This window comes from Ramlibacter sp. GS1-15 (assembly GCF_057785015.1).
In genome coordinates this window covers 1,437,100-1,455,765 of record NZ_JBYNTU010000001.1, presented here as the reverse complement: position 1 = coordinate 1,455,765, position 18,666 = coordinate 1,437,100, and the positions used below count along the sequence as shown (strand labels likewise).

The window sequence follows — 18,666 nt, the reverse complement described above, 5'->3', positions numbered from 1 at the left end:
GCCTTCAGTTGGGCACCGCGAGCGACGCGCCGATGAACGTGATCGCGTTGGCCGCCGCCGGCGATGCGCTGATCGCCGGAACGTTGGCCGCCGCGATCGGGGGGGCGGCGCCGGGCGTGCCGCCGCGCGGCGTGGTGCGCACGACCTGGCTGGCGGGCAGCGCGGTGCCGCTCCTGAGGTGCGCGTACATCGCGTCCATCGCCTGGTTGAAGTAGACGTGCAGCGGAATGAAACGCGTGTCGAACCCCGACAGCGGGATGAAGGTGTCGAAGTGCTGCCCGTTCGTGACCTCGATGTAGCGGGTCTTGGCGGTGGCGTCGGCCACGTGGTTGAACGCGACGTAGGCGCGCGAGTTGTTGTTGACAGGCACGAGGGCGTCGCTGCGGCCGGCGACGATGAGCGCGGGTTTGCCGCGCATGTTCCCGTTCACGACCACCTCGGCGATCCCCGCACGCACGGCGTCGCTCTGCGCCTTGGTCGGGTACGACATCGCGGTCAGTGCGGCGCCAGTGACCGGGTCCGTGCCGGTGACGAGCGCACGTTGGCACAGCGCGTTGTCGAGGCCGAAGTCCGCGACCCCGGTCGACGGCGACATGGCGAACTGCCACGCCTTCGCACCGCCGACGGAATCGTTGTAGATCACGCTGGCCGGCGTCCCGTTGGCCGTACCGTTCGCCAGCGCGAAGCTCTGCGCCTTTACCGTGGCATTCAGCGCGACCACATCGCCGGTCGCACTGGCCGGCGCGAAGCTGGTGTTGCAGATGTTGTCCGTCACCGGGAACCGGCCGTAGCTCCATGGATACATGGCCGCCAGGATCGGGCCGTTGCCCAGCCCGTAGTGCGCGTTGTGCATCTGGTCGTGCTCGGTCGTCCAACCGAAGGCGCGCAGCTTGTTGAGGGCATCGAGCGCCTGGCTGGCGGTGTCGGTGCCGGTCACGAGACCCTTCGCAGCAAGGCCGCTGCAGCGCGCGGTGGCACGCGTGTTCATGGCGGCGAACGTCATGAAGTTGAAGAAGTCGACTTCCGTCATGGCCGCCGGAGCCGCCAGCGCGGCGCAGGGCTGGTACAGGTTGCCGAACGTGACGAAGTCCGCCAGCGTCTTGCCGAAGCCCGTCATGGCCACCCCGCCGACCTCGATGCCATAGCCGCTCGTCGTGGGCATCTCGGTCACGGGCTCGCCCGCCACGACGCCGTCGATGATGCCGCCCGAATCCTGCTCCGCAGCGCGGATCACCGCGGCACCGCCGTTCGACACCGAGCCGGCAATGACGAGCGTGTTGCCCGCATCGAAGCGCACCGGCGCTCCGGCGGCCACCCCGGCTGCATCGTTGATGGCGAAGAACGCGTATTGCGCAGCCGCGAGCGTGTCGGTGCCCCAGTCCTTTTCGGGGTTCTTCTGTGAATGCACCTGCTTGAGGGCGACGCGGTTCGGGAACACCGCGTTGTAGGCAGCGCGCGCCGCATCGGTGACGGCGGCGGCGAAGTTGCTGAGCGCGCCGGCGGCCGCACGCGTGGCGCGCGTGCCGTCGATCCGGTTCACCGTGTCGTCCATCATGTCGTACAGGCCGACGCCCTTGCCGGTGTCGGTCAGCGCCACGGCGCACTTGTGCTTCAAGGCCCATTCGGCCGACGTCGCGATCGCTCCGTACACGCCGCGCGAGCCGGACGAAGGCCCGAGCACGAGGCAGGGACTGTTGACGTCGAAGCTGGCCGGCACCTGGACGGCGATCGTCGTCTTCTTGTTGTTCGAACCGTCATCGAGGTAGGCCAGGTATTCCTTGCCCGGGATCAGGCCCTCGCTGGTGGTCACGTTGCCGGAGGTGTCCACGTTCGGCCCGTACAGCGTGCCGTAGCCGCCGTTGGCCGTCGGGTCCACGATGGCGCGGTAGTTCGAGTGGATCGCATTGCGGCGCAGTTCCAGCGCGGTGGGGTTCAGCGGGTCCGCGTACGTCGGTGCGACGGCGTTGCCGAGGCCGGTCTTGCCCAGGCCGCCGGTCAACAGGTCCTGCGTGGCCGCACTCGTGCCGGCGCCTGGCGCGGTGGCCGAGTAGCTGGTGACGGACACCTGCGTGATGCCCGACGGGATGGTGTTCAGGACCCGGTCCGATCCGCCGCCGCAGCCGGCCAGCGCGATCGCCGCAAGCGCCGTGGCGCCCCATGTCGTCTTCATCATTTCAGCCTCCTGGTGGGTGGTGGACGCGAATCAGCGGGCGGCCCGCACCGCCCGCAGGCGGCCGACGATGCCGGTCGGGAAGTAATAGACGGACAGCACGAACAGCAGGCCGAGCCAGAGCAGCCACCGGTCCGGCGAGAGCAACGCGGCCAGCCACGGCAAGCCGGAAGCCGCATCGCTGCCCAGCTTGAGCAGGTCCTGCAGGTAGCTTTGCGCGACCAGGAAGATCGCCGCCCCGATCGCGGCGCCGTAGATCGTGCCCATGCCGCCGATCACGACGATCAACAGCACGTCGAGCATCACCTCGAAGGACAGCGACGTATCCGGGCCGTTGTAGCGCAGCCAGATGGCGAGCATCGCGCCGGCCACCGTGGCGAACAGCGCCGAGAGGATGCTCGACATCGTGCGGAAATAGACGACGCGGTAGCCGATCGCCTCGGCGCGGAACTCGTTCTCGCGGATGGCCTGCAGCACCCGGCCGAAGGGCGAGTTCACGATGCGCAGCATCGCCACGAACAACACCACGGCGACGGCGAACAGCAAGTAGTAGGCGACGATGCGGCCGTCGAGCGACTCCGTGAGCTGGAAGCTCGGCGACAGCACTTCCGGCATCCTGAACGTCAGGCCGTCCTCGCCGCCCGTGATGTCCGACAGTTGCGAAGCGAGCGTCTGGAATGCCGCGGCCACGGCCAGCGTGATCATCGAGAAGAAGATCGCGCGCACCCGCAGCGAGAACAGGCCCACCAGCAGCGCGAGCACGAACGAGAGGCCGAGCGCGACCATGAGGCCCACGACGATGGACGACCAGCCGGGACCCATGCGGGTCGAGGCGATCGCGATGCCGTAGGCGCCGATGCCGAAGAACATGGTGTGCGCGAAGCTCACGATGCCGGTGTAGCCCAGCAGCAGGTCGAAGCTCGCGACGAGCACGACGAAGACCATCACCTTGGCGGCGACGTTCAGGGCCTTCACCCCCGGCACGGCGAACGGCGTGACGGCCAGGGCAACGAGGATCACGAGCAGCAGCACGGCCAGCACACGGCTGCGCGGCCAGTCGTTGGAAAGAATGCGGTTCAGCATCGCGTCCTCACTTGCTCAGCGCATAGACGCCCTGCGGCCGCCACAGCAGGATAGCCATCATCAGCGCGATGTTGGAAAAGAGCGCCGCCTTGGGCACCAGGAAGCCGGTGTAATTGGCCATGAGCCCCACCAGCAGCGCGCCGATCAGCGCGCCGCTGGTGGAGCCCAGCCCTCCGATGATCAGCACGATGAAGATGAGCACGTTCACCTGCGCGCCCATCTGCGGGATCACGTTCTGCTGGTACAGGCCCCACATCACGCCGCCCAGGCCCGCGAGCGCGGAGCCGACGACGAAGACGCCGATGAAGAGGATCCTGATGCGGTAGCCCAGCGACTCGACCATCTCGCGGTCCTGCACGCCGGCGCGGATCAGCAGGCCGATCTTCGTGCGCGCCAGCACCCACCACAACACGGCGAAGACGAGCGCACCGACCACGACGGCGATCAGCCGGTACTTCTCGATGTTGGCGTCGCCGATGAAGACCGAGCCGCGCATCGCCTGCGGCAGCGGCAGCGGAATCTGCAGCGGCCCCCAGATCACCTTGATCAGCTCCTCGCCGATGATCATCCCGCCCATGGTGATCAGGATCTGCTTGAGGTGGTTGCCGTACACCGGCCGCACGATGAAACGCTCGAAAGCCAGGCCGAGCGCGCCGGCCACCAGCATCGCGACGACCATCGCCGGCAGCACCGCGAGCAGGTTCTGCCACAGGCTCTCGGAATTCGTGTAGTCGCCCATGGCGCCCAGCACGCTGGTAGCGACGAACGCGCCGAGCGCGATGAACACGCCGTGGCCGAAGTTCAGCACGTCCATCAGCCCGAACACGAGCGTCAGGCCCGAGGCGATCACGAAGATGATCATGCCCATCGCGAGGCCCGCGACCGTGAGCGTGAGCCAGGTCGAGCCCGAGCCCACGAACGGCAGCACCAGCAGCGCGAGCAACGGCACCAGTGCCAGCGGCTTCCAATCGAAATCGTTCTTCATATCGCAAGCCCCAGCAGCGAGTGCTGCAATTCCTCGTCCTCGGCGAGCTCCTTCATCGAGCCCGCATGCACCACCTGGCCGTTGTCCATCACGGCGACGGTGTCGCCCAGGCGCTTGGCGAAGTTGATGTTCTGCTCGACCAGCAGGATCGTCACGCCGCTCGCCTTCAGTTGCGCGAAGGCATCGATCATGTTGTTGATGATGGCGGGCGCGAGGCCCTTGCTCGGCTCGTCGACGATCAGCAGCTCGCGCGGCTCGATGATGGCGCGCGAGACCGCGAGCATCTGCTTCTGTCCGCCCGAAAGCTTGCCGGCCGGGTGGTTCCAGAACTTCTCCACGGCAGGAAACAGCGAGAAGATCCACTGCAGCCGCGACGGGTCCATCTGCCCGGCATGGCGTGCCCAGCGCGCGGCCAGCAGCATGTTCTCCTTCACCGTCAGGTCGGAGAAGATGCCCATGTTCTCGGGCACGTAGGCAATGTTCAGCGAGGAAATCTGCGGCGTGGACAACTGCGTGATGTCCTGCCCGTTGAAGGTGACCTGGCCGGCCGACGCGCGCCACAGGCCCATGATCGTGCGCAAGGTCGTCGTCTTGCCCGCACCGTTGCGGCCCAGCAGCATCGTCAGCTGCCCGCGCGGCACGACGAGATCGACACCATGGAGGATGTGGTACGCCCCGATGTGCGTGTGCACGCCCGACAGCGTGAGGATGTTCTCGTTCATCGGCCGCCTCCGTTGACCACGCGCAGCTCGGGACGCGGCGTTTCGCCGGTCTTCGTACTCACGCCCAAGTAGGCTTCCTGGACGATCGGCGAGGCGATTACTTCCGCCGGATGGCCGTCCGCCACCAGCGTCCCGTTGTGCAGGACGATGATGCGGTCGGCGAGTTCCCTGACGACATCCATCTTGTGTTCGACGAGCAGGATGGTCTTGCTCGCGTCCTCCTTGAGCTTGCGGATCAGGTTCAGGATCACGGGCGCTTCGGCGGCATTCATGCCCGCCGTCGGCTCATCGAACATGAAGACCTGCGCGTCCAGCGCCATCAACAGCGCGACTTCCAGCTTGCGCTGGTCGCCGTGCGGCAGGTTCGCCACCAGCTCGTCCTCCTTGTCGTTCATCGCCACGGCCGTGAGGATCTCGTCCGCGCGCTCCAGCAGTTGCCTGTGGTCGCTCCAGACGCTCCACAGGTTGAAGCCGCGGTGATGCTTGCCGTCGCGCGCGGCCTGCACGGCCAGGCGCACGTTCTCGAGCACCGTCAGCTTCGGGAACAGGTTGGTGAGCTGGAAGGCGCGGCCCAGGCCCGCGCGCGTGCGTTGCGATGCAGAGAGCCGGGACAGGTCGCGCCCGTTGAGCGTGACCTGGCCGGACGTGGCCCTGAGCTGGCCCGAGATCAGGTTGAAGTACGTCGTCTTCCCCGCCCCGTTCGGGCCCACGATGGCCGTGAGCGTGCCCGGCTGGAATGCGCAGGTGACGCCGTTCACGGCCACGTGGCCGCCGAAGCGGATGGTGAGGTCCTTGGTCGCGAGCAGGCTCATGTCTTCATGGTCTTGTTTACGGACAGGTTCCGATCACGTAGTAGTTTGTGCCGGTTTGCTTGAGGGTCGTCGTGACGAATGTGTTCCACAGGCCCATGTTCTGGTTGGACCCGTTCGCGTACGTGTAGCCGCCGCTCGTGTAGGCGCGGCCCGCGACCGTGTGGTTGTAGTTGTTGTCGGTGTAGCAGACGGCCGTGCTGCCGGTCGTCGTGCCGCTGACGGACGAGGACATCGCACCCTGCACGCCCGCGGAATCCACCGCCGCAACGGACCAGGAGTACGTGGTGGCCGCCGTGAGGCCGCTGTCGGTGTAGCTCGTGCCCGTGACCAGGCTGCCGTTGACTTTGCCGCCGTTGCGGAACACGTTGTAGCCCGAAGCGCCGCTCACCGCGCTCCAGCTGATGTTCATCGTCGTGTTCGTCGCACCGGAGACGGCAACGCCCGTGGGTGCGGGCAGCGAGCCACCGCCACCGCCGCCCGAGCCGGCGCCGGACGACACCTTGTCCACCATCGCCTTGATCGCCGCCATCTGCACGCCGGCCTTCTGCGCGAAGTTCGTGCCATACCAGCCGATCCAGTCCCAGCAGCCGTTCGAGTTCGCGAGCGAACCGCTGGCCGAGGTCTGGCGGCTCGTGCTGTCCACCTTGGTCTGCGGGAACAGCACGATGATGCTGTTCGTGTCGGCCCAGCGCGTGTAGCCCGTGTTCTTGATGAACTTGTCGCCTATCGTGTCGTAGTTCTGCTGGCAGCCGTGCAGTGCCACGTGCAATTTGCATTGCGCGCCGCTCGAGCAGTTGGCGGGTACGTAGATCCAGCCTGTCGTCTCCATGCCCGGGTTGCTGGCCGTGTATGGCGTCTGGTCGAACTGGATGTAGTTGCCGGCGGCCGGCGCATTGTTGCGGGCGTTCAGCGTGCCGTAGAACGTGGCGAACATCTGCCCCGCGCCGTCGTAGCCGCAATTGCTGATGTACGGAGAAGAGCTGGAGTTGCACGCGTTGTTGCCGGTCGAGTCGAAGTCCGTCGGAAACACGTGGGCCGTGCTGGCGCGCTGGACGTACGTGAGGTTCGCGCTGGCGACGCCGTTGTTGGTGTACTGCGTCTGCACGGCGTTCATGGGGTTCGGGCCGACCGTGAAGTCGCTCGTGCCCACGAACATGAAGATCTTCTGGTTGGCGACGTTGGACTTGGCGTCGATCTGCGTGCCGCTCCAGTTGTTGATGTCCGTCTGCATCGTGGCCAGCATCGCGCTGCTGATCGTCGCGTTGTACATGCAAGCGGTGTAATTATTGTGGCCCGCGCACATGAACGGCCCGCCCGCGAACACACCCACGCCCATGAAGGTCGCGGAATACGCATAGCCGAGCTGGTTGGCCATGAAGCCGCCGGAGGACAGGCCGGACACGCTGATCTTCGTCTTGTCCACATTGAGCGCGGGCAGCGTGACCGCGTGGGCCGAAAACGCGGCCAGCAAGACCGCACCGGCGAGGGCGCTGAAGAACTTCCTGAAAGTCATCGAGAGTCTCCTTGATGGTTGGGATGCAAGAACCCATCCCCCTGTTGGCCCGGGGGTTCTCGAACAACGAATCAAAAAGAGGCGCGGCCGCGCCTGTGGAACCGGACTACTTCCTGCCGTTGCGGATCGGCACGTCCATTTCGCTCGCCTTGATCTCCTTGACGAGCGAGAGGTCGGGCATCGCACCCGGGCGGGCGCCCGGCGACACGCGGAAGTGGTACATCGATTGCATGGCCTGGTGATCCTGCTTGCGGAAGGTCATCGGGCCCTTCGGCGTGTCGAAGGTCATGCCTTCCATCGCCGAAATCAGCTTCTCGGTGTTGGTGTCGCCGTTGGTCTTCTTCAGCGCTGCGACGATGGCCATCGCGGCCGACATGCCACCGGCCGTGAAGAAGTCAGGCGGCGACTTGAAGCGCTGGTAGTGGTTCGTGACGAGCCACAGGTTCGGCTGGCTCTTGGAGAAGCCGAAGTAGTAGTAGCTCGCACCCTCCATACCGGGGAAGTTGTTGTAGGGCACCATCGCGGGCAGGATGTTGCCGCCGGTGGCGACCTCGATGCCGTAGCGCTTCTTGAGGTCCAGGTCCGCCAGCTTCGCGAAAGGCGGGTTGGCGCCGGCCCAGATCACGAAGATCACCTTGCGGCCCGGCTTGTCCTTCATGCTGTCCACGATGCGCTGGAAGCCCGCCGTGAAATCCGTCGTGGTCGGCGGCAGGTATTCCTCGTGGATGATCTTCGCGTTCTTGAGTGCGCTCTTGAAGGCCTTCACGCCATCGCGGCCGAACGCGTAGTCCTGCGCCAGCGTGGCGATCTGCGTGCCGGGCTGGTCGACGGTGACGGCGTTGGAGATGGCGTCCTGCGAACTCGAGCGGCCCGTGCGGAAGATGTAGCGGTTCCACTTCTCGCCGGTGATCGAGTCGGCGACGGCCGGCTCCACCAGCAGGATCTTCTTGTATTCCTCGGCGACCGGCAGCATCGCGAGCGCCACGCCGGAAGACGTCGGTCCGATCGCGAGGTCCACCTTGTCGTCCGCATACGCTGCGGCGAGCAGGGACTTGCCGAGATCGGGCTTGCCCTGGTCGTCCTTCTCGATCAGGACGATCTTGCGGCCGTTCACCGTCATCGTGCCGTTGGTGGCGTACTCGAAGCCCATCATGAGGCCGGTCTGCGTCTGCTTGCCGTACGCCTCGAGCGGGCCGGTTCGGCTGTAGACGTGGGCAATCCGGATGTCCTTGGCCTGGCCGAATGCCAAGGGCGCCGTGACGGCGGAAGCGGCAAGCGCGCACAGCGCCAGCCAGTTGCGGCGTTTCATGATGTCTCCTTTGTAGTGACTGCGAACCGGACAGTGCGGCTCACGCACGCACCATGCCAGATTCAAGATCCTTGATTCAATTGAAGGTTTTCATATTCTCCAATTGAAATGCCTGATTTTCAGACACATCAGATTGCCTGATTTTCAGACACTTGACTGGGATTCAGACAGCGGCTCGAGCCGCTCATAGAGCTTGGCGCGTGAGATGCCGAGCAATTTCGCGGCCGCCAATTTGTTGCCCGCGGTGGCCGCGAGCGCCGCCTCGATGGCCGCACGCTCGACTTCGGCCACCTGCTCGGCGAGCGGCCGCAGCGGGTGTGTCACGGATTTCCTGGCCGCAGGCGGCGCCGGCATGGCGGGCGGTGCGATCTGCGCCACGCCCGCTTCGCGCAGCACCTGCTCCAGATCCGGGGCGTCGATGCAGGGCGAATCGCTGCGCATCGCGGCCTGCTCGAGCACGTTGCGCAGTTCGCGAATGTTGCCGCGCCACGCCTGCGCGGAAAGCAGCGCGATGGCGTCGGCGCTGATCTCCGGCGTCGGCGCGCCGCTGCGCAGGCCGATGTCCTCGGCCAGGACCTCGACGAGCGCGGGAATGTCCGCGCGGCGTTCGCGCAGCGGCGGCACGCGGATCGGCAGGACGTTGAGGCGATAGAACAGGTCCTCGCGGAACTTGCCTTCGCGCACCAGCTCGCCCAGGTCGCGCGACGTGGCGGCGATGACGCGGGCGTTGAACGGCACCAGCTTGTTGGAGCCGAGCGGCTCGATCTCGCCTTCCTGCAGCGCCCGCAGCAACTTGGGTTGCAGCGCGAGCGGCATGTCGCCGATCTCGTCGAGGAACAGCGTGCCGCCGTCGGCGAGCTTGAACTTGCCGTCGCGACCCTTGCGATCGGCGCCGGTGTACGCACCGGGCGCGACGCCGAAGAACTCCGCTTCCAGCAGCGTGTCGGGCACGGCCGCAATGTTCACGCTGACCAGCGGCCCGGATGCGCGCGCCGACGCGCCATGGATCGCGTGTGCGAGCAGTTCCTTGCCCGTGCCCGTTTCGCCGAGCAGCAGTACGGGGCTCGAGGACGTCGCCGCGCGGCGCGCCTGCCGTTTCACCTCCACGGCCGCGGGGCTGCTGCCGACGAAACTCGCCAGCGTGTACTTGTTCCTGCGCTGGGTGGCGAGCTCGCGCCGGGCGTCGTCCAAGTCGCGCTGCAAGGCAGCGAACTTGTGGATCAGCGGCTGCAGCGTGGTCTCGGGATGATCGAACAGCACGATGCCCAGCGCGCCGATCACCTCCCCGCTTTCGTCGCGCAAGGGGATGCGGCTGACGACGAACGTTCCCGCGCGGTTGGACAGCAGGTCGATCAGGATGGGCTTGCCGGTGCGGATCACACGGTGCATCTGCGTGTTCTGCACGACCTCGGACACGGAGTGGCCGACGAAATCCTCGACGCGATCGAAACCCAGCGCGGGCAGGAAACGCTTGTACTGCTCGTTGATCCAGACGACCCGCGCTTCCCGATCGACCAGCAGCATGCCCTCGCTCGCGTTCGCGAACAGGTCGAACATCGACCGGGCCGCGAGCTCCAGGATGCGCTGGCCATCCAGCGGCAGGCTGTCGTGCTTCTTCGGGGGCTCGGTCATCTCGTTGATCGTACCCCGCCCACCCGGACAGCCATCCGGATTTGCCCCCAGAAATCAGAAGATCCAGAGGTCCCGCGGCGCGAGCTGCAGCCAGCGTTCGCCCGGCGCCAGCGGCTCGCGGCCATGGGCGCGGATGCGCAGCGAGCCCCGGTTGAACAGGTACTCCCACTTGTCGCCCAGGAACATCGAGGTCACGCACGGCAGCTGCACGCGGTTGTCGCCCGGGCCGTCGACGAGCTGCACACGCTCCAGGCGGATCATCCCCGTGGCGCCGGAGCCCGCGGGCTTGCCGTCCGCGCGCAGCGATCCCCACAGGCTCCAGCCTTCGCCTTCGAGGCGCGCCGAATCGCCGCGCGTCTCGGCGAGCTTGCCTTCGATGCGGTTGTTGCTGCCCATGAACTCCGCGGCGAACAGCGTGCGCGGATGCGCGTACATGGCTTCGGGCGTTCCCTCCTGCTCGATCACGCCATTGTTCAGGAGCAGGATCCGGTCGGACATCGCCATCGCCTCGGCCTGGTCGTGGGTCACGACCAGCGCGGACAGGTGCATCTTGAGGATCAGCTCGCGCAGCCAGGCGCGGGCCTCCTCGCGCAGCTTCGCATCGAGGTTCGAGAGCGGCTCGTCCATGAGGATGACGGGCGGGTTGTAGACGAGCGCGCGCGCGATCGCGACGCGCTGCTGCTGCCCGCCCGAGAGCTGGTGCGGGAAGCGCTGGCCGAGCTGTCCCAGGCCGAGGTTCGCGAGCGCCGCGTCCACGCGCGTCTTGATCTCGCCCGCCGGTACGTCGCGCAGCTTCAGGCCATAGGCCACGTTGTCGAACACCGTGCGGTGCGGCCACAGGGCGTAGGACTGGAAGACCAGGCCGAGGTTGCGTCGCTCGGCGGGCACTTCGAGCCGCTGTGCGCCGTCGAACACCGGCTTGTCCTCGATGCGTATGGTGCCTTGCCTGGGCGCTTCCAGGCCCGCGACCGCACGCAGGAGCGTCGTCTTCCCGCTGCCGGAAGGGCCGAGCAACGAGACGACCTCGCCTTGGCGCAAGCCCATCGACACGCCCTTGAGAATGGCATTGTCGCCGTACGAAAGATGCAGGCCCTCGACGGCCAGCTTGGCCCTTCCGGTTTCAGTCATGCAGGTTCACCCCAAAGCGTAGCGCGACGGTCAGGCCGGCGGCGACGAGCACTACGTTGATCAGCGACAGCGCGGCAACCATGTCGGCGCCCCCCGTCCCCCACAGCGACACCAGCAGCGAGCCGATCACCTCGGTTCCCGGCCCGAGCAGGTACACGCCGGTGGAGTATTCGCGCTCGAAGATCATGAACACGAGCAGCCAGCTGGCGAGCAGCCCGTAGCGGATCAGCGGCAAGGTGACGTCGCGGCTCACGCGCGCGCGGCTCGCGCCGGCGCTGCGCCCCGCTTCCTCGAGTTCAGGCCCGACCTGCAGCAGCGAGGCCGACACGAGCCGGGTGCCATAGGCGATCCACACCACCGTATACGCGAGCCAGACGCTGAAGATGGTCGATCGCAGCGGCGACAGCGGTGGGAAGAACAGGAAGACCCAGAGGAACGCGAGGCCTGCGAGCAGGCCCGGCACCGCACGCGGCACCAGCACGAGGTAATCGATGAAACGCGACCAGCCGTCGGGCCGCCGGTGCGTGGCGAGCGCGACCGCCGCATAGCAGATCACCGAGATGCCGCCGCCGACCACTCCCACCAGCACCGTGTTCCAGACGCCGCGCACCAGCGTCGGCTGGCCGAACACCTCCCTGAAGTGGTCGAGCGTGAGCACCTCCAGGATGTTCACGCCTTCGCCCCAGTTCGTCACGAACGCGCGCAAGGCGATGCCGGACAGCGGGACGAACACGGTGACGAACAGCCAGATGAACAGGATCGCCGCGGCGACCCAGCGCCATTGACCCAGCGGCAGCGGACGCTGGCGGCCCGCCTTGCCCTTCACCGTGACGTACCGGTTCGCGTTCTTGAGGAGGTAGCGCTGCAGCATGACCAGCGGGAACGTCATCGCGACGATGCACACGGCGACCGCCGCCATCAGGTGGTAGGACGGCGTGCCCAGCTTGTTCGTGAGCTTGTACAGGTACGTGGCCAGCACGAGATGCCCTTCCGGGTCGCCCAGCACGAGCGGCAGGCCGAACAGCTCGAAGCCCAGGAAGAAGACGAGGACGCCCGAGAACAGCAGTGCGGGCATCACCATCGGCAGGCTCACGTCCCTGGCCACCTGGAACGGGCTCGAACCGGCCATGCGCGCCGCCTCCTCGACATCCGACCCCAGGCTCTTGAGTGCCGACGAGGAATACAGGTAGACGTGCGGGACGTGCGTGAGGCCCGCGATGATCGCGATGCCGGTGAGCGAATACACGTTCCACGGCACGAAGCCGAGCAGGTGATTGGCCGCGACCGAATAGAAACCCACCGGCCCCGCCGAGACGACGTAGCCGAAAGCCAGCACCATGGGCGACACGAACACCGGAACCAGCAGGAGGGGCTCGATCCAGCCGCGGCCCGGCAAATCGGTGCGCACGACCAGGAACGCCAGGATGCCGCCGAGCGGCACGGCGATGAGTGCCATCGCTCCGGCGATCACCACCGAATTCCTGAACGAGTCCCAGAAGTCGCTGTCGGCGAAGATGAACTCGAACGCGCCGGGCCCGTGCACACGTGGCGCGACGAAGAACGGCGCGTTGAGCGTGCTCTGGTAGAAGATCAGGCCGAGCGGCAGGAACACCGCCAGCGCCGCCAGGGCGATGACAGCGGCGCGCAGCGGTGAACCTTTCACGACGGCCGGTTCCTTACTTGCCGGCCTTCATCGCGGCCTGCCACTGCTTGATGAAGTTCAGGCGCTTGGACTGGTCCAGGAACGCGAGCAGGTCCGTGCTCACGGGGATCGGCTTGAGCGTTGCACCGAGCTGCTTCTGGAACGCGGCGGCCGTCATGTCGCCCTGCACGTCGTCGCGCGTCGAGCCCAGTTCGGCCTGGTTCGCGATCACGGTCTGGCCGCGCTTAGACAGCACGTAATCCAGCCACAGCTTGGCCGCGTTCGGGTTCTTCGCGGCCTTGGAGATGAACATCACGCGCGACATCACCAGCGTGTAGTCCTTGGGCAGCACGATGCCGATCGACGGGTCCTTCTTCGCGCGCAGGGCCGCGTACGAATAGAAGATGTTGAAGCCGAGCAGGTTCTCGCCGGAGCTGATGCGCTCCATCATCGTGCCCGCGCTGGACTGCACACGCGGTTGCACCGTGCCCAGCTCCTTCACGAAGTCCCAGAAGTTCGGCTGGTACTTGCTGTCCTGCGTGATCAGCATGAAGCCCACGCCCGATTTCTCGATGTCGTAAGTCGTGACCTTGCCCTTGAGCTTGGCGCTCTTGTCCTTGAACACGCGCATCAGGTCGGCATGGCTCTGCGGGATCTCGTCGCCCGAGAGCAGCCGCTTGTTGTAGACGATCGCGATCGGCTCATAGGTCGTGCCGTAGGCCTGGTTCTTCCAGACCGACCAGGCCGGCAGGTGCGGCACCTCGGGCGAGGCGTATTCGAGCGCGCCGCCTTCGCTGGCCAGCTTGATCTGCAGGTCCATCGACGAACTCCACACCACGTCGGCCGATGCGCCGCCCGAGGCCTTCTCCGCGATGAAGCGGTTGTAGACCTCGGTCGAGTTCATGTCGTTGTACTCGACGGAAATGCCGGGATAGAGCTGCTTGAAGTCATTGATCAGGGGGCCGGCCGATGCCGTGTCGGTCGTGCTGTAGACCACGACCTTGCCTTCCTTCTTCGCGGCGGCGATCGTATCGCCGTAGCTGGCCGGATAGCCGGTCGGCACTTGGGCCAACGCGACCAGGGGCATGAACGCAAGTGCGGCCAACACGCGCGATGCCGGAACCAGGACCTTCTTCATGGGGTTGTCTCCTTGACTGCGATGCGGGCCATTGTATGTACGTCACCCGGGATTGGAAGAGAATGCACCAGTACATGGATCGATTGCGGATCGACAAGTGGCTCTGGGCCGCGCGCTTCTACAAGACGCGCTCGCTGGCCGTGGAAGCGATCGTGCGCGGCCGGGTCGCGGTGAACGGGCAGGACGTGAAGCCTGCGCGCGAGGTGAAGCCCGGCGACCTGGTCTCGTTGCGCCAGGGGCAGGTGGAACGCGTGGTCGTGGTGAAGGGACTCTCCGGCGTGCGCGGTCCCGCGCCTGTAGCCCAACAGTTATACGAAGAAACCGCCGAAAGCCTGCATGCCCGCGAGCGAGCCGCCGAACAGCGCCGCCTCGCGCCCGAACCCGCGCACACCATCGAACATGGCCGGCCGACCAAGCGCGGGCGGCGCGATCTGGACCAGGCGCAACGGGGCTGGGGCGACCGCTGGAGCGCCTCGCTCGAAGACGACGAAGGCTAGCAGCCGCGCTTGGGGCTTGTCCTATGCGGGCCCGCCGCTTGCTTGTGGTGTACTGGTCCCCTTTTTCGAGGACCGGAGCAGTTTCCCCATGAACATCAAGCACCTTCTCGGCGCCGTCGCAGCCGCCGTGGCCCTGACCGGCGCCGCGCACGCGCAGCAGTTCTTCCGCATCGGCACGGGCGGCACCGCCGGCACCTACTATCCCGTGGGCGGCATGATCGCCAACGCCGTCTCGCAGCCGGGCAAGATCATCGCCACCGCGCAGGCCAGCAACGGATCGCTGGCGAACGTGAACGCGGTCGCCAGCGGCGCCCTGGAAGCGGGCTTCTCGCAATCCGACGTCGCGACCTGGGCCTACACCGGTAGCGGCGCTTTCGAAGGGAAGTCGAAGGTGGCCGACCTGCGCGCCATCGCCAACCTGTACCCCGAGAGCATTCACCTGGTAGTGAAAAAGGGATCGGGCATCAAGTCGGTCGCCGACCTGAAGGGCAAGCGCGTGGCGCTCGACGAACCCGGCTCCGGCACGCTGATCGATGCGCGCCTGGTGCTCGCTGCGTATGGAGTGAAGGAAGCGGACATCAAGCCCGAGTACATCAAGCCGAACCAGGCGGGCGACAAGCTCAAGGACGGCTCGCTCGACGCCTTCTTCTTCGTCGGCGGCGCGCCCGCCGGAGCGATCGCCGAACTCGCCTCCAGCGGCACCGGCATCGAGCTCGTGCCGCTCGCCGGCCCCGAGGCGCAGGCGCTGCTCAAGTCCAGCCCGTGGTTCGCCGTGGACAACATCGCGGCCGGCACCTACAAGGACGTTCCTGCGGTGCAGACGCTCGCCGTGGGCGCGCAGCTCGTGACGAGCGCGAAGATCGACGCCAACACCGTCTATGAAATCACCAAGGCCATGTACAGCGATGCGGCGCAGAAGGCGCTGCAGGCCGGGCACGCCAAGGGCAAGTTCATCACGAAGGAAAATGCGGTGAAGGGCGTGGGCATCCCATTCCACCCCGGCGCCGAACGCTTCTACAAGGAAGCGGGCCTGATCAAGTAAGACAACGGGACGGAGCGAGACGGGGGAGGCTCGCGCCTCCCCCTTTTTTTGCCATGACACAAAGCACACTCGACGAAGGCAAGCTGCAGGAGCTGGAAGAGAAGTTCGATCCGGAGATGCGGTTCCGGCCGACGGTGCCGCCCGCATCGACGGTGGTGAAGTGGCTGCTGATCGCCCTCTCCTGCTTCCACTACTACACGGCGGGCTTCGGCCTGTTGCGCGAGACCACGCACCGCGGCGTGCACCTCGCTTTCGTGCTGAGCCTGATCTTCCTCGTGTTCGCGGCCTCGAAGAAGGCGCATGACGCGCCGGCGCGATCGAGCTGGCTGCGGCCCGGCGGCGTGCCGCTGGTGGACTGGCTGCTCGGCATCGCGTGCGCGGCCAGCGTGCTCTACATCCCCTACGTCTTCGACGATCTCGCGTTCCGCGTCGGCAACCCGGACTTCGCCGATGTCCTGTTCGGCAGCATCCTGTTCATCACCCTGCTCGAAGCAACCCGGCGCTCGATGGGCTGGCCGCTGCCGCTGATCGCGATCGGCTTCACGATCTACGCCCTCGCCGGCCCGTACTTTCCCGGCCTGTTGAAGCACGCCGGTGCGACCTGGGGTCAGATGATCAACCACCAGTACCTCACGAGCCAGGGCATCTACGGCGTGGCGGTGGGCGTGGTGGCGACGTACGTCTTCCACTTCGTGCTGTTCGGCGTGATGGCGACGCGCATCGGCCTGGGGCAGCTGTTCCTCGACATCGCCGCGAGCATCGCGGGCCGCTACGCGGGCGGTCCCGCCAAGGTGAGCGTGTTCGGCTCCGCGATGTTCGGCATGCTGAGCGGTTCCTCGGTCGCCAACGCGGTGACGGTGGGCTCGCTCACGATCCCCGCGATGATCCGCGTGGGCTACCGCCGCGAATTCGCCGGCGCCGTGGAAGCCGCATCGTCCACCGGCGGCCAGATCACGCCGCCCGTGCTCGGCGCCGCGGCCTTCCTGATGATCGAGTTCCTGAACGTCTCCTACCAGACGATCATCGCGGCCGCGATCATTCCCGCCTTCATGCACTTCTTCGGCGTGTTCATGCAGGTGCACTTCGAGGCGAAACGCTACGGGCTGCGCGGCCTCACGCCCGAGGAGATGCCCAGGCTGCGCGAGTCGCTGCGCCAGCGCTGGCCCACGCTGATCCCGCTGTTCCTGCTGATCGGCATCCTGGTGACCGGGCGCACCCCTTACCTCGCCGCGTTCACCGGCATCACGTCGTGCGCGATCGTGGGGCTGACGACGCAGATGGAAGGCAACAAGCCGAGGAATTGGGCGCTGTTCGCGCTGCTGCACGCGATCCTCGGCGCGATCGCATTCGCCGAGCTCGGGCAGCACACGGACAAGATCAAGCTGGCGCTGTTCGCCGCGGGCGTAGCGATCGCGCTGGCAGGCTGGAAACTGGCCGGCATCACGGGCCGCATCCGGCATGGCGTGCTGCTGGAGGTGTTCGAGACCGGCGCGAAGTACGCGCTGGCCGTGGGCGCGGCCGCGGCCACGGTGGGCATCGTGATCGGCGTGGTGACGCTCACCGGCGTGGGCTTCAAGATCAGCTACATCATCACGAGCTGGGCGTCGATCATTGCGGGCGGCGTGGCGTCGGTGCTGCCGGCGGCCATCGCCGACCTCAAGTCGCTGACCCTCTTCGCGGCACTGGCGATGACCGGCATCGTCTGCATCCTGATGGGATGCGGCATCCCGACCACGGCCAACTACATCATCATGGTCACCGTCGCCGCGCCCACGCTCGTGCAACTGGGCGTGCAGCCGCTGGTCGCGCACTTCTTCGTGTTCTATTACGGCGTGCTGGCGGACATCACGCCACCCGTGGCGCTCGCCGCCTATGCCGCGGCCGGCATGGCCGGCAGCGACCCGTTCAAGACCGGCAACATGGCCTTCCGTCTCGGCCTCGCGAAGGCGCTCGTGCCTTTCGTCTTCGTGTTCTCGCCCTCGCTGCTGCTCGTCGCGAAAGGCTTCACGGTCTATGACTTCGTCGTGACCTTCGCCGGCTGCATTCTCGGCATCGTGGTCCTCGCCGCAGCCTTGAGCCGTTACCTGCTGGTCGAGATGAAGCGCTGGGAACAGCTCCTGTGCCTCGCCGCGGCGGCGCTCCTCATCGCACCCGGCCTCGTGGTGACGCTGATCGGGGCCGCGATGGTGGTGCCGGTGCTGCTGCGGCACGTGGCCGCGTGGAAGCTCGCGAACGCGGCACCCGCACCGGCCTGATCACCACTTTTCCATGTAGGGCCGCAAGTCGAGCTCGAAGGTCCACGCGTCCCGGGGCTGCTGGTGCAGGTACCAGTAGTTCTCGGCGATGTGCTCGGGGCTGAGGATGCCCTGCTGCTCCTTCAAGGCATAGCGCTCCGGGAAGTTGGTGCGAATGAACTCGGTATCGATCGCGCCGTCCACAACGACGTGCGCGACGTGGATGTTCTGAGGGCCGAGCTCGCGCGCCATGCTCTGCGCCAGGGCGCGCAAGGCCGCCTTCGCGCCCGCGAACGCCGCAAAATTTGCCGAGCCGCGCAGCGACGCGGTCGCACCGGTGAAGAGGATCGTGCCGCGCTGGCGCCCGACCATGCGCTTGGCGACCTCGCGTGCGTTGAGGAACCCGGCGAAGCACGCCATCTCCCAGATCTTGAAATAGCGCCGGGCCGTTTCTTCCAGCACGCTGGTTCGCACGTTCGCGCCGATGTTGAAGACCAGCACGTCGATGGGACCCACCTCCGCTTCGATGCGCTCGACCAACGCGATCACGTCTTCCTCCTTGCGCGCATCCGATGCGAAGCCATGTGCCTGCCCGCCCGCGGCGCGGATCGCATCGACGAGCGGCTGCAGCTTCTCCGCGTGTCGCCGCGTGACACAGGTCACGTAGCCGCCTGCGGCGAACCGGCGCGCGATCGCCCCGCCCGTGGCATCACCCGCACCGACCACGAGGGCCACGCGATTGTGGGCATTCGGTGTCAT

At 66.6% G+C, this 18,666-nt stretch carries 15 protein-coding genes; 3 read left to right on the top strand and 12 right to left on the bottom strand.

What is annotated here, in order from left to right:
* Positions 1–4: 4 nt before the first annotated feature.
* The 11 genes from AC3EF3_RS07300 to AC3EF3_RS07250 form a co-directional block, all read right to left on the bottom strand.
* Positions 5–2,170, bottom strand: coding sequence for a 3-hydroxybutyrate oligomer hydrolase family protein (locus tag AC3EF3_RS07300; RefSeq protein ID WP_488533751.1), 2,166 nt, complete (start codon positions 2,168–2,170; stop codon positions 5–7).
* A 33-nt stretch (positions 2,171–2,203) separates the two neighbouring features.
* Positions 2,204–3,253 carry a branched-chain amino acid ABC transporter permease gene (locus AC3EF3_RS07295; RefSeq protein WP_488531492.1) on the bottom strand — a complete coding sequence of 350 codons (1,050 nt, stop codon included), beginning with the start codon at positions 3,251–3,253 and terminating at the stop codon, positions 2,204–2,206.
* Between the two features lie 7 nt (positions 3,254–3,260).
* Entirely contained in the window at positions 3,261–4,238 is a 978-nt protein-coding gene (locus AC3EF3_RS07290) for a branched-chain amino acid ABC transporter permease (protein ID WP_488531491.1), read from the bottom strand.
* A complete protein-coding gene (locus AC3EF3_RS07285; protein ID WP_488531490.1) occupies positions 4,235–4,960 on the bottom strand; it encodes an ABC transporter ATP-binding protein in 726 nt (241 codons plus the stop codon). Before AC3EF3_RS07285 ends, AC3EF3_RS07290 begins: the two co-directional genes overlap by 4 nt.
* Positions 4,957–5,772, bottom strand: a complete 816-nt coding sequence (locus AC3EF3_RS07280) for an ABC transporter ATP-binding protein (RefSeq protein WP_488531489.1) — start codon at positions 5,770–5,772, stop codon at positions 4,957–4,959. The genes AC3EF3_RS07285 and AC3EF3_RS07280 overlap by 4 nt, the downstream gene beginning before the upstream one ends.
* Before the next feature lie 16 nt (positions 5,773–5,788).
* The gene (locus tag AC3EF3_RS07275) at positions 5,789–7,285 is read right to left on the bottom strand and encodes an extracellular catalytic domain type 2 short-chain-length polyhydroxyalkanoate depolymerase (protein WP_488531488.1); all 1,497 of its coding nucleotides are present in this window, start codon (positions 7,283–7,285) and stop codon (positions 5,789–5,791) included.
* Positions 7,286–7,391: 106 nt separating this feature from the next.
* Positions 7,392–8,594 (bottom strand): substrate-binding domain-containing protein, encoded by a 1,203-nt coding sequence (locus AC3EF3_RS07270; protein WP_488531487.1) that lies wholly within the window; start codon positions 8,592–8,594, stop codon positions 7,392–7,394.
* Between the two features lie 144 nt (positions 8,595–8,738).
* Positions 8,739–10,226 (bottom strand): sigma-54 interaction domain-containing protein, encoded by a 1,488-nt coding sequence (locus AC3EF3_RS07265; protein WP_488531486.1) that lies wholly within the window; start codon positions 10,224–10,226, stop codon positions 8,739–8,741.
* A 54-nt stretch (positions 10,227–10,280) separates the two neighbouring features.
* Positions 10,281–11,354 (bottom strand): ABC transporter ATP-binding protein, encoded by a 1,074-nt coding sequence (locus AC3EF3_RS07260; protein ID WP_488531485.1) that lies wholly within the window; start codon positions 11,352–11,354, stop codon positions 10,281–10,283.
* Positions 11,347–13,017, bottom strand: a complete 1,671-nt coding sequence (locus AC3EF3_RS07255; RefSeq protein WP_488531484.1) for an ABC transporter permease — start codon at positions 13,015–13,017, stop codon at positions 11,347–11,349. Before AC3EF3_RS07255 ends, AC3EF3_RS07260 begins: the two co-directional genes overlap by 8 nt.
* Before the next feature lie 13 nt (positions 13,018–13,030).
* Entirely contained in the window at positions 13,031–14,134 is a 1,104-nt protein-coding gene (locus AC3EF3_RS07250; protein WP_488531483.1) for an ABC transporter substrate-binding protein, read from the bottom strand.
* 74 nt (positions 14,135–14,208) lie between these two features.
* Between AC3EF3_RS07250 and AC3EF3_RS07245 the strand changes: the two genes are divergently transcribed.
* The 3 genes from AC3EF3_RS07245 (at position 14,209) to AC3EF3_RS07235 (ending at position 17,928) form a co-directional block, all read left to right on the top strand.
* The gene (locus AC3EF3_RS07245) at positions 14,209–14,631 is read left to right on the top strand and encodes an RNA-binding S4 domain-containing protein (RefSeq protein ID WP_488531482.1); all 423 of its coding nucleotides are present in this window, start codon (positions 14,209–14,211) and stop codon (positions 14,629–14,631) included.
* An 88-nt stretch (positions 14,632–14,719) separates the two neighbouring features.
* Entirely contained in the window at positions 14,720–15,673 is a 954-nt protein-coding gene (locus AC3EF3_RS07240) for a TAXI family TRAP transporter solute-binding subunit (RefSeq protein WP_488531481.1), read from the top strand.
* Between the two features lie 53 nt (positions 15,674–15,726).
* On the top strand, positions 15,727–17,928 hold the full coding sequence (locus AC3EF3_RS07235) for a TRAP transporter permease (protein ID WP_488531480.1): 2,202 nt from the start codon (positions 15,727–15,729) through the stop codon (positions 17,926–17,928).
* Here AC3EF3_RS07235 and AC3EF3_RS07230 read toward each other — a convergent pair whose 3' ends face one another.
* Entirely contained in the window at positions 17,929–18,666 is a 738-nt protein-coding gene (locus AC3EF3_RS07230) for an SDR family oxidoreductase (protein ID WP_488531479.1), read from the bottom strand.

Coding starts and splice junctions, on each gene's coding strand:
- AC3EF3_RS07300 (WP_488533751.1), bottom strand. CDS start 2,170: ATGAAGACGACATGGGGCGCCACGGCGCTTGCGGCGATCGCGCTGGCC.
- AC3EF3_RS07295 (WP_488531492.1), bottom strand. CDS start 3,253: ATGCTGAACCGCATTCTTTCCAACGACTGGCCGCGCAGCCGTGTGCTG.
- AC3EF3_RS07290 (WP_488531491.1), bottom strand. CDS start 4,238: ATGAAGAACGATTTCGATTGGAAGCCGCTGGCACTGGTGCCGTTGCTC.
- AC3EF3_RS07285 (WP_488531490.1), bottom strand. CDS start 4,960: ATGAACGAGAACATCCTCACGCTGTCGGGCGTGCACACGCACATCGGG.
- AC3EF3_RS07280 (WP_488531489.1), bottom strand. CDS start 5,772: ATGAGCCTGCTCGCGACCAAGGACCTCACCATCCGCTTCGGCGGCCAC.
- AC3EF3_RS07275 (WP_488531488.1), bottom strand. CDS start 7,285: ATGACTTTCAGGAAGTTCTTCAGCGCCCTCGCCGGTGCGGTCTTGCTG.
- AC3EF3_RS07270 (WP_488531487.1), bottom strand. CDS start 8,594: ATGAAACGCCGCAACTGGCTGGCGCTGTGCGCGCTTGCCGCTTCCGCC.
- AC3EF3_RS07265 (WP_488531486.1), bottom strand. CDS start 10,226: ATGACCGAGCCCCCGAAGAAGCACGACAGCCTGCCGCTGGATGGCCAG.
- AC3EF3_RS07260 (WP_488531485.1), bottom strand. CDS start 11,354: ATGACTGAAACCGGAAGGGCCAAGCTGGCCGTCGAGGGCCTGCATCTT.
- AC3EF3_RS07250 (WP_488531483.1), bottom strand. CDS start 14,134: ATGAAGAAGGTCCTGGTTCCGGCATCGCGCGTGTTGGCCGCACTTGCG.
- AC3EF3_RS07245 (WP_488531482.1), top strand. CDS start 14,209: ATGGATCGATTGCGGATCGACAAGTGGCTCTGGGCCGCGCGCTTCTAC.
- AC3EF3_RS07240 (WP_488531481.1), top strand. CDS start 14,720: ATGAACATCAAGCACCTTCTCGGCGCCGTCGCAGCCGCCGTGGCCCTG.
- AC3EF3_RS07235 (WP_488531480.1), top strand. CDS start 15,727: ATGACACAAAGCACACTCGACGAAGGCAAGCTGCAGGAGCTGGAAGAG.
- AC3EF3_RS07230 (WP_488531479.1), bottom strand. CDS start 18,666: ATGACACCGAATGCCCACAATCGCGTGGCCCTCGTGGTCGGTGCGGGT.